The sequence below is a fragment of the Paenibacillus sp. SC116 genome (assembly GCF_024733555.1).
In the GTDB taxonomy this organism is placed as follows: Bacteria; Bacillota; Bacilli; order Paenibacillales; family Paenibacillaceae; genus Paenibacillus_B.
Window position 1 is genome coordinate 1,217,822 of sequence record NZ_JANIOF010000001.1, and the last position, 14,787, is coordinate 1,232,608.

The 14,787-nt window shown below is 48.1% G+C and carries 16 protein-coding genes; all 16 read right to left on the reverse strand.

All coding sequences use genetic code 11. The annotated features are described in order from the left end of the window. Positions 1-10: 10 nt before the first annotated feature. Positions 11-556, reverse strand: coding sequence for a distal tail protein Dit (locus tag NQ117_RS05165; RefSeq protein WP_258276911.1), 546 nt, complete (start codon positions 554-556; stop codon positions 11-13). Continuing rightward, positions 556-4,248 carry a phage tail tape measure protein gene (locus tag NQ117_RS05170; RefSeq protein WP_258276912.1) on the reverse strand — a complete coding sequence of 1,231 codons (3,693 nt, stop codon included), beginning with the start codon at positions 4,246-4,248 and terminating at the stop codon, positions 556-558. Before NQ117_RS05170 ends, NQ117_RS05165 begins: the two co-directional genes overlap by 1 nt. A 1,046-nt stretch (positions 4,249-5,294) precedes the next feature. Next, entirely contained in the window at positions 5,295-5,837 is a 543-nt protein-coding gene (locus NQ117_RS05175) for a phage tail tape measure protein (protein ID WP_258276913.1), read from the reverse strand. A gap of 98 nt (positions 5,838-5,935) precedes the next feature. Further along, the gene (locus tag NQ117_RS05180; RefSeq protein WP_258276914.1) at positions 5,936-6,157 is read right to left on the reverse strand and encodes a hypothetical protein; all 222 of its coding nucleotides are present in this window, start codon (positions 6,155-6,157) and stop codon (positions 5,936-5,938) included. Positions 6,158-6,234: 77 nt separating this feature from the next. Continuing rightward, positions 6,235-6,627, reverse strand: coding sequence for a hypothetical protein (locus NQ117_RS05185; RefSeq protein WP_258276915.1), 393 nt, complete (start codon positions 6,625-6,627; stop codon positions 6,235-6,237). A gap of 59 nt (positions 6,628-6,686) precedes the next feature. Beyond that, positions 6,687-7,223, reverse strand: a complete 537-nt coding sequence (locus NQ117_RS05190) for a hypothetical protein (RefSeq protein WP_258276916.1) — start codon at positions 7,221-7,223, stop codon at positions 6,687-6,689. 66 nt (positions 7,224-7,289) lie between these two features. Further along, positions 7,290-7,658 carry a minor capsid protein gene (locus NQ117_RS05195; protein ID WP_258276917.1) on the reverse strand — a complete coding sequence of 123 codons (369 nt, stop codon included), beginning with the start codon at positions 7,656-7,658 and terminating at the stop codon, positions 7,290-7,292. Next, positions 7,658-8,089 carry a hypothetical protein gene (locus tag NQ117_RS05200; protein ID WP_258276918.1) on the reverse strand — a complete coding sequence of 144 codons (432 nt, stop codon included), beginning with the start codon at positions 8,087-8,089 and terminating at the stop codon, positions 7,658-7,660. Before NQ117_RS05200 ends, NQ117_RS05195 begins: the two co-directional genes overlap by 1 nt. Beyond that, positions 8,086-8,406, reverse strand: a complete 321-nt coding sequence (locus NQ117_RS05205) for a hypothetical protein (RefSeq protein ID WP_258276919.1) — start codon at positions 8,404-8,406, stop codon at positions 8,086-8,088. Before NQ117_RS05205 ends, NQ117_RS05200 begins: the two co-directional genes overlap by 4 nt. Continuing rightward, a complete protein-coding gene (locus NQ117_RS05210; protein ID WP_258276920.1) occupies positions 8,407-8,805 on the reverse strand; it encodes a hypothetical protein in 399 nt (132 codons plus the stop codon). Between the two features lie 14 nt (positions 8,806-8,819). Further along, positions 8,820-9,071: a hypothetical protein gene (locus NQ117_RS05215; RefSeq protein ID WP_258276921.1), complete on the reverse strand. Its 252-nt coding sequence runs from the start codon at positions 9,069-9,071 to the stop codon at positions 8,820-8,822. A gap of 49 nt (positions 9,072-9,120) precedes the next feature. Further along, a complete protein-coding gene (locus NQ117_RS05220) occupies positions 9,121-10,239 on the reverse strand; it encodes a DUF5309 domain-containing protein (RefSeq protein WP_258276922.1) in 1,119 nt (372 codons plus the stop codon). Positions 10,240-10,302: 63 nt separating this feature from the next. Then, the gene (locus tag NQ117_RS05225; RefSeq protein ID WP_258276923.1) at positions 10,303-10,995 is read right to left on the reverse strand and encodes a phage scaffolding protein; all 693 of its coding nucleotides are present in this window, start codon (positions 10,993-10,995) and stop codon (positions 10,303-10,305) included. Between the two features lie 69 nt (positions 10,996-11,064). Continuing rightward, positions 11,065-12,279, reverse strand: a complete 1,215-nt coding sequence (locus tag NQ117_RS05230; RefSeq protein WP_258276924.1) for an SGNH/GDSL hydrolase family protein — start codon at positions 12,277-12,279, stop codon at positions 11,065-11,067. An 18-nt stretch (positions 12,280-12,297) separates the two neighbouring features. Continuing rightward, complete coding sequence (locus NQ117_RS05235; RefSeq protein ID WP_258276925.1) at positions 12,298-13,122, reverse strand: phage minor capsid protein; 825 nt, start codon at positions 13,120-13,122, stop codon at positions 12,298-12,300. Then, positions 13,119-14,684 carry a phage portal protein gene (locus tag NQ117_RS05240; protein WP_258276926.1) on the reverse strand — a complete coding sequence of 522 codons (1,566 nt, stop codon included), beginning with the start codon at positions 14,682-14,684 and terminating at the stop codon, positions 13,119-13,121. Before NQ117_RS05240 ends, NQ117_RS05235 begins: the two co-directional genes overlap by 4 nt. Positions 14,685-14,787: the final 103 nt, after the last annotated feature.

Here is a 14,787-nt window from a genome sequence, read left to right on the forward strand (position 1 = left end):
CGTATTCCTCCTAAATAGTGTATTCGTTTGTCAATCTAAATCCGCGAATCGTATTACCGCCCGTATTAGTCATCGTGATAATCGGATTCGCGCGAACATCACCAGACGACTCAATACTCGTAACATCCGGCGACTGTGTAATCGTAAATTCCCGTACTTTTTCGTCGCTCTCGGGCCATGGGTTGTTAGCCTTGAGGCTTACGTTGACCATACGACTACCGGCCTGTCCGTCCGGAGTGAGAGTCCCGTTGTATACCGCGCGATAGATTCGATTAGGTAAATCCGAAAACTCAACGGTGATCTCCCGCCTACTGCCGTTAAACATGCGAGCAAGCTGTGCCAACGTTCGATGATACTCCGTCGGGGATGACGTAATCAGCAACGTCAGATCGAAACGACGCGAATTGTACGTGGACCCGAACGATAACTCTCCGTCCTGACCAGCAAGTTTAATCGTCGACTCTTCGCTTTCTGGCAAAATAGGAAGACGCCGCTCAAAGAGAGCAGCGCCGATAGTAGATAACCATGTTCCGTTGATTTTTACGTCAGGCTTCATCACTTCACCCCTTTCGCTTGAAGACGATGCGACACGCGGTCACGCTCGTCGTACAGCGTCGCGACATCGGCTTTATCCGTTAATGTGACGCCGCTTACGGACATGTCGATGTGATTAGTAACGTGAGTCGAAACGGATGAATTACGTTCGAGTTTCGGAGAGATCGTTGGCGCGTCAAGTAGACGAAAGAGACTCGCGATATGGTTTTGATTAAACGTCAAATTTCCGCCTAAGCCGAAACTCGATAACGCTGAATTCTCCGCCACTCGTCCTGCTGGACTAGTCGACGCTGCGCCGCTCTTCACCGTTGTCAACTGCGCCATCTTTGCGTTGTAACTCGCGACGAAAGTGTCGAGATCGGACAGTATAGTCGCGTTAGTCTGCGTATTAGATTGGATACGGAACGCAGATATCGCGGACTCGATCGATTGGACATTGCCGCTAAAGTTATCAAACGCAGATTTCAACGCATCATATTTCGCTTCTGCATCGGACTTTTCACGCTCAAACGCGCTTTCCCGCTGAGACTTTTCGTCTTGCAGCGACTGCTTCTGATTCTCAAGTCCGCGTTTCTGTAGTTCACGCTGACGTTCAAGTTCCATCCGCTCGATTTCTTCCGCAAGAGCTTCGCGCTCTTTGATGCCATCGGGACCTACTGCGGATTGCAGCTCGGCAAGTCTCGCGCGCTTCTTCGCGAGTTGAGTCTCGTAATCCTCATCGACGATCAACTCGCGAAACAAAACGAGTTGATCGTCGATTGCTCGAATCTTCGCGTCATGTTCGTCCATAAACGCTTTCTTGCGATCTTCGATAGATTTTAGTTCAGCGTTACGAGCTTCGTCGATACGCCGTTTCTGGTCGTCCAACGCCTTCTCCGCGAGTTCTTCGGTTTCTTCGACGAGTTCTTTACGAGACTGATAAAGCTCCTCGTCAGCACGCTTATACAATTCCGTGCCTTTCACGTATCGATCACGCGTCCGTGTCCACGCAGCGATTTTCATTTGCGCGATTTCCTCTTCGGTACGTCCGCTATCACGCATACGACGTTCCTCTCGCGTAATCCACTCGTCAGACGAGTCGTATTGATCTTCGAGTAGTTGGCGACGCTCCTGCGCAGCTTGTTCGTCAGCACGTTTATAATACTCGCTATCCTTTTGATGGCGGTCGCGGATACGTTCCCATGACGCAAGTTTCATCTCGGTTATCGCTTCTTCCGTCTTACCAGCGTCGCGCATACGTTGTTCTTCTTTATCGATCCATACGGAAGAGTCTTCGTATTTCGCTTGCGCTAGGCGCTTACGTTCCGCACGAACTTGCTCATCCGCTTGTTTGTAAAACTCCGTATTCTTCGCGTAACGACCACGCAGTCGTTCCCACATCGCAATTTTTGCGTTAGCTACGTCAGATTCACGCTTACCTGCATCAGTTAATCGTTGTTCCTCTTTCGCTATGAAATCGGTTGAGGCGTCAAACCGAGCTTTTACGGAGTCTTCTTGTAGGCGTTTAATTTGAAGCAACGTTGATCGGTTATCTTCGACACTTGCCGCGAGATGCTGTTTATGATTCGTTTGTACCTTTTTGTACGCCGTTATTTGACGATCTGCGGACCAGTCGTACATTTCCGCGAGATAACGAATGCTTGCGATTTCGGCGTCGTATGCTTTCTTGCGCGCTTCTGCCGCCAACTCTTCCGGTGACTTCCCGCCCTTTTTCTCTTTCTTTCCGCCTGTCTTTTTCGGACTACTGAGGTCTACACCTGGGCCGGAAACACGGCTCTTAAACTCGTTGAGGTTTCCGTCTTCAAGTCCTGCGCGAAGTCCGGCGAGTTTACCGAGCGTAACTTGTGCTTTGTTCTGCTCTCCGTACAATTCGTTAAGTTCTTTGTCTACGTTAGCCTTTAATCGGCTTTTATCGAGATCAAGCGCGTTTCCAAGCTCCGTCCCACTAACGTCAATCATCGGTGCCGGAACGTTCGAAACTGCCGCAAGAGCTTGCGCAAGTTTTTCGAGATTCTTTATCTGTGCTTCGATGGATTCGCGCTGTGCTTCCGCCTGCGTTTCCCATGCTTTAACGGACGCAAGGGACGCATTTATCGTTGTATCCGCTAAACTACGTTCACTCGCGATAAGCTTATCGATATTATCGATATTGACGATTTGCAAACGTCCTTGTTCGTCAAGGTGGGCGTTAAGTTGCGGATACTGCTTCTTCATAACCTCCGCGATTTGAACGAGTTCTTGCTTTTGCGCCTGATCAACGGATTGTAAGCCGGATAATTCGTGGTAACGTTTGGACAAGCGCTCCATCGACGTGACACGCTCTTGAAGAGCTGCGGCTTCTTGTAGTTCAGCACGTTGAAGTTCCATCAGTGCTGGTACTGAGCTTTCAATCGCTTCTCCCATCTCTTTAGCCTTTGCGGTAGCAACTTCAAAGTTTTCAAACCCTAAACCTTTGAGCTTTTCATCAAACTCTTCCAAGCTTTCGTTTAACTTATAAATCTCTTTATCCATCTCAAGAGTCGCTTCTCCACGACTTGCCGCGGCTTGTATCTCATTCATGCGTTGTTGAACGGACGCGCGCTCATCGAGTAATTTCGTAAGCTCCTTCTCTTGCTCCTGAAGCTTTTTCAAATCGTCGACTGTCCGATTCAACGGTGAGCGATTAAGCTCTTCGTTCAATGCGCGTTTAGCTTCCGCAAACTTACGCGTGGATTCTTCCGCTTCGTTATTCGCGGTTACTAATGCGGTAATCCCCGCAACTAAAGCCCCGACCGCCAGCGAGATAGCGCCAATTAACGGGAATCCAACGCCTAGTCCACGTAATGCAATCGTAACCGCACCGATAGCCGCGGCTAATCCGAGAGCTGCGGTCGATGCCGCCGCAAATGCGATAATTGCGCTTTGTAACACGGGATTCATGTTATTAAACCCGAGTAACAAATCGGTCATGCCGACCGCAATCGCTCGTACAGCAGGCGCGAATTTATCGCCAATCGTGATTCCGACGGCTTCGAGAGCTGACGTTAACTCCTGGATCGAACCGTTTAACGTGTCCATTTGCGTATCAGCGATTTTTTGCGCGGTACCGCCTGCGTTTTGTAAACTACCCGCGTAGGAGTCTAGCGCTGATTTACCGTTACTAATCAACGTCAAAAAGCCCGACGCTGCTTCTTGTCCGGCAATTGTCCCCGCGACTTCTACTCGTTGAGCTTCAGTGAGACGTTTAAACGATTCTTCGAATTGGCCGATAATCGTCGTAAATGGAAGTACATTTCCCGCAGCATCCGATATTTTGATGCCGAGTTTATCCATTACGTTTGTCATTTCGCGAGATGGATTAACGAGACGTAACATCATTGCACGTAATTGCGTGCCGGCCATTTCGCCTTGGATACCAGCGTCGGAAAGCTTCGCAACTGCTGCGGACGTTTCTTCGATAGATACGTTAAGTGATGCGGCTACTGGTGCGACGTACTTCATGGCGTACCCAAGTTGCTCGATATTCGTGTTACTCGTCGTCATTGTCTTAGCCATTACGTCAACGACTCGCATTGTTTCCGTCGCGTTAAGTTGGAATCCCGTAAGGATATTAGATGCGATATCGGATGTTCTCGCGAGGTCCATCTGACCTGCGGCTGCAAGCGAAAGGACGCCCGGCATTGCCGCGATGATTTCGTTTGTTTCAAATCCCATTTGTTACGTTAAGGCTCTTTATCCTTAACTCTCCGAGTTTCCTCGGAGTATCGGACTATATCATCACCCTCGTATAAACGGTAGGGTGCTCGGCGCTCGTGGGGGTTTCGTCGTATCCAATAGGACTTAGACTACTCCCCCTAGTCTCTACACCTTCTTGCAGTTTCCTAGCAAGCTTGGCTCGGTATTAGCGTTCCTTCCAACGCAAAAAGGACGGAAGTATCTCCGCCCTTACTCTCGAAATAGTCTATAAGTTGTCGCAAATCATTTCCAGTGTACCCGTAGTTGTCGTGGAATTCTTTGTGGCAATCCTCACATAAAGTGATTCCGTTATTTTTAACGACTTGAAGTCCATTATTTTCGGAATAATTATAAATGTGATGTGCTACTAAGTTTCCACCCCTACTATCATTGCAACACCTACACTGGTAACCATCTCGCTCATAAACGCCACTTCTCCACGAAAGGTACTCAGGATATTTCCGATTAATTATCCGCTCTTCCTCCGTGAGGTGTTTATTCCACCTTGGGTGATTTTCTCCACCAAACACAACACTTTGATGTTTGTCTTTGCATGCACGAGAACAGTACAACCATCGCTTTCCTTTTGCTTGTGACGGGTACCTCTTGTGGAGGTTACCGCAGCAATCACAACCATAATCCTTCATTCCTTTAGGCGTTTCTAAGGGATTCTTACGCTTAAGGTAACAATCATGGCTACAATAGGAACGTTCCCCAACGGTTGATGGTTTCTTCATGAATGAAGTACCACAAGTCTCGCACTTAAGTTCTACTCTGTTGTAGTTTGAATTATTCGCCCCAGTGAAATATCTACCTATATTTGCTTTGTAGCAACTCTTTGAGCAGAAATGGTACTTTTGTGTTCGAATTTTATAGTTATGCACGCGAATCTCTTTATTACAACCGTCGCAGTTTTTGATCAAAACAACACCGCCTATGATTGGAAGATACGCGTTGGAAGGGTTAGCTTTCACCGAATTCACCGAGTATTTTAAGAACAACGTTTCCGTTGAACTGGCCCGAATTTAAGCCATTGCTAAATATCCCATCGCATCAGCCGCTTGGGATGACGTAAAGACCGTTGTTGCTCCGAGTTCAATCGCTTGATCACGTAGTCGCGAAAACTCTTCGCTCGTTGCTTGCGTAATCGCCTTAACGCGAGCCATCGATTGCTCGAATATCGCGGATGTTTGGACGGCCTGCGCTATAACTGCCGCCATAGCAATCGCAAGTCCCCCGTATGCCATTCCGAGTTGTTCGATTTCATTCATGGTACCCGTCGCGGCCACTCCACCGCGCTCCAGTTCCTTCGTAACTTTCGCAATCTCCGAACTCGATGCGCCGAGTTTATGGAGTTCCTTCGTCACTTCCGCGATTTGACGTTGTAATAACTGCGGATTGGCTTTACGTAACCGCGCGTTAATCTTATCGATTTGCGCGGACGATGCTCCGACTTGGTTAAGACGTTCGTTTAGCGTAGAAAACGAGGTCGACGCTTCCTTTCCGCTCTGCCCGAGCTCACGCGCTTTAGCTTTCGCACGATCCATCGATTGGTCGTAACCTTTCATGTCCACTATCATCTTCGCGCGGATTGCTCCGACATCTAATGCGTTACTTATCGTTATCACCTCTTTCGGGCATGAAAAAAGCGCCCGTTAAGGCGCCGTTATCGTCCGCTTGCTAATTGTGCCTTCAATGCTTCGAATCCAAGCGCATCAAACTCAGGCTTTTTGGTAACTGTCGTATGGCCGGCTTGTTTTCGTAAAGAATCAATAAATTTACGATAATTATCCGCATCCATATTTGGAGAAATCGCGACGTTAGCGGACGTAATCCAATCTTCTGCGGATATCCTGCGGTGTGCTTCAAGAACTTCGTAAATATCCATTACGTTATATCCGCCTTCGAACTCAACTTGGGTTTTCCCGAGCCGAACCGCACACTCTATAAAGAATTGATCTAACGTTAAATCGCGTCCTGCGCCGCCATCGCTTGAGCTTTCGGAAATACGTTGGCGAGAACGCTCTGCCCGTTTTTTACTAGTTCGGGGAAGTTGTTGACCTTTACTACTGCGGCATAATACGCGACCAATTCGTCAATTGCCGCATTTTTTTCGATGAACTCTTCGTCTAACCCCGTCAATAACGCTGTGATTCGAACGACGTCGTCAAACGATTCGTTGAGCGCAGTCATTAAATACGCGACACGGTCCGCTGCTGGCGCAGTTACTACGAATACTAAGAGCTGCGGTAATGTTTGAAGAGAACTAAATAACTCGCGCCACTGGGCAATCGGAATCTTTTTCGCGCGAACGGACTTTCCGCCGATTTTGTATATATCTGAACGCTGAAATAGCATTTATTTTCGCCTCCAAAAGAGAATAAGCGGCGCTTTTACACGCCGCCGTTTCGTGAATATTACGGAGTTGCTGTCGTTGTCTCGTCTCCAAGTATAAGGACTACACGATCTACGTTCGGTGTTGCGCGAAGTGTTACATTCGTGATACGTTCGTTCTCGTTATCGTAGTTATATTGCAGGTCCGTTTCCGGATACGCGAGTGGAATCGTTGCCCATTTGGACGCGTCGGTCAGATATGCGACCGGCTTAATAACGACTTTCTTCGCATTATCGATAAGATTAACACCAACCGCTGTAGAGATTTCAACTTTCTGTTTCGTGCCAGTTGACGCCTTGATTAGCTTCGCACCGACCATAAACTTCGGAATCTTCTCAAGATCGGTTTCCGCGAACGGTACTTCAACCGATACATTTCGTCCTGTAACTACTTTAGAGACAATTGTTTCGCCTTCCTGGTCAATTCTCTGCTCGCGGTAAGATGTTTCCATCGTTAGTACAATGCCGCCAATGGTCGTTTCAAATAGCACTTTATCCGCAGCATCGCCGTATTCGACGATTGCAGGCCCGAGTTGAATCTTTTTCACATCACTCGCCATTTATCGTTTCCCCCTATGTTTTCGAAATAAAAAGACGACTCCGTTAAGAGCCGCCTCAATTCGTTGCTATATCGTTGTAAGCGTAAAGTTAGCGCTGTATATCGTTCGTCCATTCGCATCCTTGCCGAGGTATAACGGCGTCGATTGATCCGCGATACATTTAACTATTCGCGCCGTACCTATCGTAAACTCCGCTTTGCCGTGCAAACCCGCGTGAATCTCGTTAGCCTTCGCGTCAACTATCGCTGATGATTTCGCACGGATAACGACTTGGAATGACGGACGACTCTTCGACGTCCACTCGCTCGGAGCAAGCCCGCCAGTCATTCGTACGAATGCGCAGTCATCACCGTTACTTGCGCCAAATTCGTTCGCTACGTAAGTGTACGGGAATGCTTGGCGCAGATATGCCGTGACATCAGTAACCATGAGCATCACGTCGCCTCCTTTCGGATAGCGTCCGCAATCATACGTTTATAAACTTCCGCGTTTTGTTTAAGCGGTCGCTCCAAATACTTCGGTCGCGTTCCAGGTGTTGACGGGTCTTTATAATTCAGCGCAGTCGAAGTGTCGGTGCTTCCGAGTTCGTGTGTAATCAACGCGTAGTTATAAACGTTTCCGTTCGCATCCGATTCCGTCGCGCTGAACCATACCTCGCCAGTTACGGAGTCTGATTCGACGGTTACGCGTTTACCTGCGGATCGACGTAAAGTTCCTCCGCCCTTACTTAACGGAGCTTCGTCCGTTGATTTTATTAATAAATCGTCCGTCACATCGTGCATGCCTAGCGCCGCCGAATTCCTAACGGATTCCTTCGACCAGTCCAGCGATTGGAAATACGCGTCCATATCGAATTCAAATTTCATACGTTTACCTCCATTAGTAACGGCTTTCCGTTGAGCGCCCTTTTCACACTTATCGCGATTGGCGTGTACGACATAACCGTTCCGATTTCGTTGGTAAACGTGAATCTATCGTTGATTGAGATGGACGGCAGTTTATCGAAATAGAACGTTCCGACGCTGACGACTTCGGTTCCTTGCGAATTACGGACGAGTTTTACGCCTTCTTGGAATCGGCATTTCATCTCTGCGACGGGCCCGTAGATTGGCTCGTTCCAGTTCAGATCGGTTCGAAGAAATGGCTCGACGTTAACTCGTTGTTTCAACGGAATGATCGACATTTACAGCACCGTCCATTTCGCTTGACGCTTTCCGAGTTTGACACCATTCTCCGCGCCGATAATTGTTAACGCGGATTGCGGAATGAACTTCGACAGATCAACGTCAGGTCCCGTAATGGACGAAGCGTCAAAACTAAACGAAGCCACGCCGCTAACTGAGAACGACGTGACTCCGTGTTTACTTAATCGATTCTGATCGTTAAAAATAATCGCGAGGACATTCGCGAATTCGTATACAGCGCTATCGGGTATCGTATACTTCGAATACTGGGTCGTCAGTGTTCGAGAGGCGACGTTAACAATCCTTTGTTTTTTCGCGTCGTCACTTTCCGTCCAGTCTTCGATATCGATACAATTCGCGCTAATATACACCGTTGCGTCCGTAATATTCACTGCCATGCGTGCACCTCCGTTTATTTAGCGGAGGCTTTACGCGGCTTCGGCTTGTCCTCCGGTTTTACTTCGTCTTCTTTCGGTTGCTCGTCTTCCGGAGCTTCCGCTTGTTCCGGTTCATCAACCCGTTGGATATACGTCGGAACTAACGAATCAAGCAGTGTAATTTCAGTTTCATCGGTGGTTTCGTAAACTCCGAAATAATCGAACGTTACGTTAACTTCGTCCGGCATAGTTACCGCGTAAAACGGCATTGCTTTATACGTAGCCAATCAATTCGCTCCTTTCAAGAATTTAGAAGGGTGATTTCTCACCCAACGATTAAGCTACCGACGTGCTGATGTTCTCAAGCACTGCGATTTTTTCTGCTGCGTTCTTAACCGTCACACCGTACTCACCGCGAAGTTGACGCGCAACAAAGTCCGCACCAGCAACAGTTGCATCCACATCGTACATAGCGCGACCATTTAGCGGATTAATCTTAAGAATATCGCGATCGAACAATGCGATTTTATTTTTCGGGAAGTTCGGATCAACGACGACTGTCGCAACGGAACCTCCGACAAGGTCTGAAACGAATGTATGAATTTGATGACCAGTCGCTGTGTCTGTACGCTCAGTACGGATCGTATCTTTCGCGAATTTCGTGATCTGACGAGCGCCCGCCGTATTCGTCAAGATTGTATTGACGGAACCGCCGCGTTGGTAAACCTTTTCCGCAAGATCGTTAAGCATTTTAGGCGTAACTTCGCCGCCGTTAGCGTTGTTCTTTGCTGCGCCTTTTTTATCAGCGAAGTACAGTAGACCACCTGTCATGCGAGGAGTACCAGGTGCACCATCGATACGACGACCATAGATCAACCAGTCGTTCATTTCGCGAGTTGCTTCTTTTAAACGGAGTTGTACTTGGTAATTCAATTCGTCATCAACGTTGTAAGTACGGACATTTTGTTGCGTATTAGATACAGCAGCGTAACGTTCGATGATCTGTGTTACGTTGAAGTCCACGTAACGATCGTGACCTTCATCAACGCCTGGCAACGCGCCTTCCAACTGCGGACGAGCTACGATACGAATTTCGCCGCCAGCCGTAATTGCTGCCGCAGTCGTACCGTCGAATCCGCGAACAACCGTAATTGTATCGCCAGCTACCGCGCTAACTTGCATATACTCTTCGCCTACTACAATTACCGCGTTGACACGGAATTTCAAACCGTCACCTAATGCGACCTTAATTGACGTAGCTGCTGCGGTTGCCGCTTCGATTGCTGTTGCGCGGTTGGAGTTGAGGCTATCGGACATCCACTCAAATTTCGTTTGATGTAGCGGTTGCTTGTCAATACCCACTAGGCCAAGAAGAGTCGGGGCGTCGTTGATAATGAGATTAATACCTTCGGATAGTTGACGGACTTGATCTTGAAAAGAATATGTTTTTAACATCTAAGCATCTCCCTTTTGTTTGGTTAAATTAAAAAAGCCGCCAACGCATAAGCGTGAGCAGCTCTAATTAAAAATCCCTTTAATTTTGTTAGATATCTCAATGACCTTACTAAAGTCCTTTTTCTTCTTTGCGTCTTCAAGTTGCGCTTCAAGTGTGCGGACAGTATCTTGCGTATCAGGGGGTGGGCCACCGATCTGTTTCGGCTTATTCGGAGCTTTGGCGACCAGATACGATTTATTCGTAACAAGCCACGTTACTAAAGCGTCGATGCCGTCGACTGTTTTTCCGTCCTTGCCAACCGAAACGTCAATTCCGGATTCACTTGCGAGTTTCCATGCATCGTCAACGTACTCGATATTCGCCGATGCAGCAGCTTTTTCGAAAGTGTTTCGGATATGAGTGTTTTTGACGGACTCACGCAATGCTGCGTATTCGGACTCCAACGTTTGTTTCGCGGATTGCTCATTCGCCAAATCCGACATGAGACGTTCTATTTCCGTCATCTCACCGCGTTTTCGTTCGTCTTCTGCCGATTGGAACTCATCAAGTTTCGTCTTAAGTTCATCGTAATCAACGTATTTCTTACGCTCGCGTTCGATACGTTTCGAAACAATCTCGTCGAGTTCCGTCTGCGTGAATGTCTTCTCCGGTTCTGGCTTCGGCTCGTCCTGCGGATCAAGTGGCGGTTCCGGATCAGGTTCCGCAAACATTTGTAGATTAAGTGTGCGACTATATCGTTTCATTTCGTTAGTCATTCGTGATTCCTCCCGTTTGAGCCCGTCGGCTATTCCGTCAGTTTAACGACATAACGTAAGTCAAGCGCACTACGGCGCTGAGTAATATTCGATAATTCGCGGACGACCAAACTTGAGCGTAAACGCTGGGACTCCGTTCCCGAAAGTGACCCACTCGCACGAAGTTGTCCCCGCAGGGGCGGTAATTTCCGTGGCTACTCGGATATTATCGAGTCTAGATAGCGTCGGCTGGCGAAGCACATAAACGACACTTCCGATCGTCGCTCCCGTTGAATCTTTAAACGCAAAATAAGACGGCAACTGTATGTCTCCGTCCGCTTTTAAGTCGAGATCAACTTCGACTCGATACGTTTTCCCCGCGACTATCTGATTCGCAAATAACACGCGAATGCCGGCAGTTTGTGCAACTGGTCCGGTTTCTTTTCGGATTACTTGCCAATTCGATGTTTTATCTGCAATGTGCGGTTCTAGTGAATACTTAAGTAAGTTACCGGCGGACCCGTACTTTGCCCACGACGTTGCGACTTCGATACCAAGTAATCGAGGATTCGGCGCAATACTCTCCTGCTCGCCGAAATAGGCTGTCGGCATCTGGCGTTGTGATCTCGGCAGTACCTCGGCAATTAATCGCGCAATCCGCATCATTCCGTGAGCGGTTGGATGTAATTTATCCGCGAGAAGATACCAGTCCTTTGGCGTGCCATCAGCGTTAGTAAACTCCGTGTAAATGTCGATTAACATAACGCCTTGATTCGCACAATGAGCGTATAGCCACGTATTCAACTTCCGAATCGTTGGTAGGTGTATGAGATTATCCGAACGCGGCGGAATGGTACACCAAATCGGAATGATTCCGGCAGCTCGTAATTTTGCGGTAATCTGCGACATTGAAGACGTGATTTCCTCTAACGTACGCGATTGGTTAATATCGTTCGTTCCGCCGAGAATAACGCAAATTCCAGGACGGAGCGCGATGACATCGGCATCTATTCTCGTCAACATTTGCGCAAGAGTATTTCCATTGACACCTGCGTTTTTAACCGTACTTTCCGTGTAATATCCCAACCAAGTCGGGTACTGACGCACGTCGACGATATTGCCCATCGTTATCGAGTCCCCAAAACATACAATCTTATCGTTAACAAGTGGATTCGTAGGTGTGTTCGACTTTGTTGCGCCTCCCTTCTGGAGTTCTTGGATGATGTCACCAAGCCCAAGTTCTTTCGCAACGGGCATCGAATAATTTATCCGTTCTTTTTCGGCATGAGTTAATATTGAAACCACAACCTACTACACCCCTGATTAAGTATTTAAGAGTGCTGGATCTCTTATCGGCAAAACAACATGTCTACAATTCGGATGGAAAATTTGTCTTCGCGGCAATTCGCCAACGTACGGATAATTTCCGTCCGCATCGCGAGTCAACTTGACTATCCGACCTTCCCACGCTCGGCACGCGTCAATCGCGCCGTGTCTCGATATACGCCCATAGTAAGCGCCTCGTCCGACAGCTTCGTTGATCGTCGCTTCTTTGTGCGCTTCCATCGTTTTCGTTCGCGTAATCATATCGACGTATACTTCCGGCTTCCAACGACGACCTGATGCGTCAACTATTCCGGTATTTACGGAATCTCCGAGTTTCTTCTTTAATCCGTCGAGTATATCGCGGCTAATCGTCTTTCTGCCGTTAATTCCGCGAGTCATATTCGCTCGCATCGACTCCGCGGTCACTTGGCGTATGGCCATCCGCACACGACGGTCAATATTTTGCGTCACCGCGAGTAAATCCGTTTGAGTGTCCGCGACAACTGCTGCGACCATATCACGATTCAACTTGTTAAACGCCGCGACCTTTTCGGCGTCTTTAACTTCGAGCGCAACCAACGCAGTCAAAACGCCTTCTTGCGCAGCTAACGGAATATTAGCCGCAACCCATGCGGCAGACTCTTCGTTAAGCTCCGCGAGTATCTTCGTGACTTCCGTCAACATCGCGGCGGTATTAGCGCGAGTCATAATCGAGATATCTACTCGGTCGAGCGTGCGATAAATCTCGCGGATCGCTCGTTTATACGCCTTGACGAGTTTTTCCGTGTTGTAGTCGTATTTCGGATTCGGAGCGTCCGTCATTCTTCGTCACCGTCGGCAGGTTCGTTAAATACCGTTGAGTCAACCGTTCCCATTGCGTCTTCTTCGTCCTTGGATATTCGCGTCATAGTCGCCGTAGCATGCGAATCGTCAACTCCGTCAAGATGTTTGATCGCGGAGTGAACGTCGAGCGTCGGTTTACCGCCGGTGCGAAGACTCATAATTTCGGCTTGCTCCTTATCGTCAACGGGAAGCCCGTCTTTCCACGCAATCTTCGGATAAACCGCTTCGTACGGTTCAAATCCGTCAACACCTTTATTCGCGAAGTTTTCGAGTTCCATCGCGGTCCAAAGCGCGTCGCGAATCGCTTTATCGACGTGTACGCGAATACGGTTAACTTTCGCGAGTATCGGCATGAATCTCGCTTTAATTGCGCCGGAATCCGTATGTGACGTACCTGTTCCGCCGGACGTATCGCCTGCTAACGTTGTTCCGAATAACCATTGCGGAGTCTCCGACATTTGAAATACTAAGCCGAGTAAAATACTGAGTTCTTTAAACGCGCCTTCTAATTGACTATTCCACGTCATATATCCAGGAGTCACATCGTCTTTTTCAACCTCGACATACCTTCCACCAAATCTAGCAACTGACCCATCTTCTTCGTCAAATGCAGGTCCGTACATAGTAGGATCGGAGTGTTTCCATAGAATGTAATCGATCTGCACGAGCCGGTCATTAATCGCGGCCAATAGCGATTCGATTTTCTCGATTCCGCTTACGCCTTCCCATCGATCGTCTAGCGACTTGTACGGGATGTGAAATACGAGCGGTCGTGCTACTCCTGTTTCGTTGACGTCGCTATCTTTTCGTCCTGTCGAAACCTTTTCGCCAATTCGGAAAACTTCGACTGGTACTCCGTATTGAGTATCGACGCCGTTCGTAAATAGCTGATATCGTTCGTATATGATAAATCCCGGTACGTGACGTTCAACGTTCAGAAACGGAATCATGTCCGTTTTCTCGCGCGAAAATCTCGATATAATCGCACCGTTCGGTTTCTCGACCCACTCGACCCATGCGATGTTCATCGCTTTGAATCGCTTCTTACTTCCGCGCGCTAACTCCGGAAACACAATCGATGCATCGATTGGTTCGATGATTGCTTCACTGTCCGTTTCCGGCGCTGTAAATCCTTCGGGAACCTCCGAAATATCCTGTGCAACTCCATATCGAACCTTTACGAATGAATCACCACGATAGCCTGCGCCAATGACCGATTCGTGGATTCTCGCATTCAAATCGTTTTCTTCAGCAATGGAGTTTAATCGTTGTTGTTCGCGCGATTCATCCGGTAGTCCACTTTCGTATGACGGCGGTTCGCCGACGAGTAAGTCGGACGGCTTAGTGAGAAGCACATCGACGATGTTACACGCGATATACAACGTCTTAAGTTGCGGAGCTGCTGGTGTATCTTTCAATAGTGCCGCTGCACGCTCGAACAATTCGTACGGCTTTCCGTCAAATATCAGCTTCCCACGTTTGTATCGCGCAAGTCGTTCGATATGTGATTGCGGTGGAAATTGCTTTCCCGTTTCTATCAATCGTGATGTTCGCGTAATAAATTCCGTGATACTATTCGCCTCCTTTCTGGTGATATTTTCCTAAAATAATGATAGAATAAACCCATTAAATATTTAGGAGGGT

What these genes read in the sequence shown, in the direction of transcription:
- NQ117_RS05165 (WP_258276911.1), bottom strand. Translation starts at nt 556, where the DNA reads ATGAAGCCTGACGTAAAAATCAACGGAACATGGTTATCTACTATCGGC.
- NQ117_RS05170 (WP_258276912.1), bottom strand. Translation starts at nt 4,248, where the DNA reads ATGGGATTTGAAACAAACGAAATCATCGCGGCAATGCCGGGCGTCCTT.
- NQ117_RS05175 (WP_258276913.1), bottom strand. Translation starts at nt 5,837, where the DNA reads ATGAAAGGTTACGACCAATCGATGGATCGTGCGAAAGCTAAAGCGCGT.
- NQ117_RS05180 (WP_258276914.1), bottom strand. Translation starts at nt 6,157, where the DNA reads ATGGATATTTACGAAGTTCTTGAAGCACACCGCAGGATATCCGCAGAA.
- NQ117_RS05185 (WP_258276915.1), bottom strand. Translation starts at nt 6,627, where the DNA reads ATGCTATTTCAGCGTTCAGATATATACAAAATCGGCGGAAAGTCCGTT.
- NQ117_RS05190 (WP_258276916.1), bottom strand. Translation starts at nt 7,223, where the DNA reads ATGGCGAGTGATGTGAAAAAGATTCAACTCGGGCCTGCAATCGTCGAA.
- NQ117_RS05195 (WP_258276917.1), bottom strand. Translation starts at nt 7,658, where the DNA reads ATGCTCATGGTTACTGATGTCACGGCATATCTGCGCCAAGCATTCCCG.
- NQ117_RS05200 (WP_258276918.1), bottom strand. Translation starts at nt 8,089, where the DNA reads ATGAAATTTGAATTCGATATGGACGCGTATTTCCAATCGCTGGACTGG.
- NQ117_RS05205 (WP_258276919.1), bottom strand. Translation starts at nt 8,406, where the DNA reads ATGTCGATCATTCCGTTGAAACAACGAGTTAACGTCGAGCCATTTCTT.
- NQ117_RS05210 (WP_258276920.1), bottom strand. Translation starts at nt 8,805, where the DNA reads ATGGCAGTGAATATTACGGACGCAACGGTGTATATTAGCGCGAATTGT.
- NQ117_RS05220 (WP_258276922.1), bottom strand. Translation starts at nt 10,239, where the DNA reads ATGTTAAAAACATATTCTTTTCAAGATCAAGTCCGTCAACTATCCGAA.
- NQ117_RS05225 (WP_258276923.1), bottom strand. Translation starts at nt 10,995, where the DNA reads ATGACTAACGAAATGAAACGATATAGTCGCACACTTAATCTACAAATG.
- NQ117_RS05235 (WP_258276925.1), bottom strand. Translation starts at nt 13,122, where the DNA reads ATGACGGACGCTCCGAATCCGAAATACGACTACAACACGGAAAAACTC.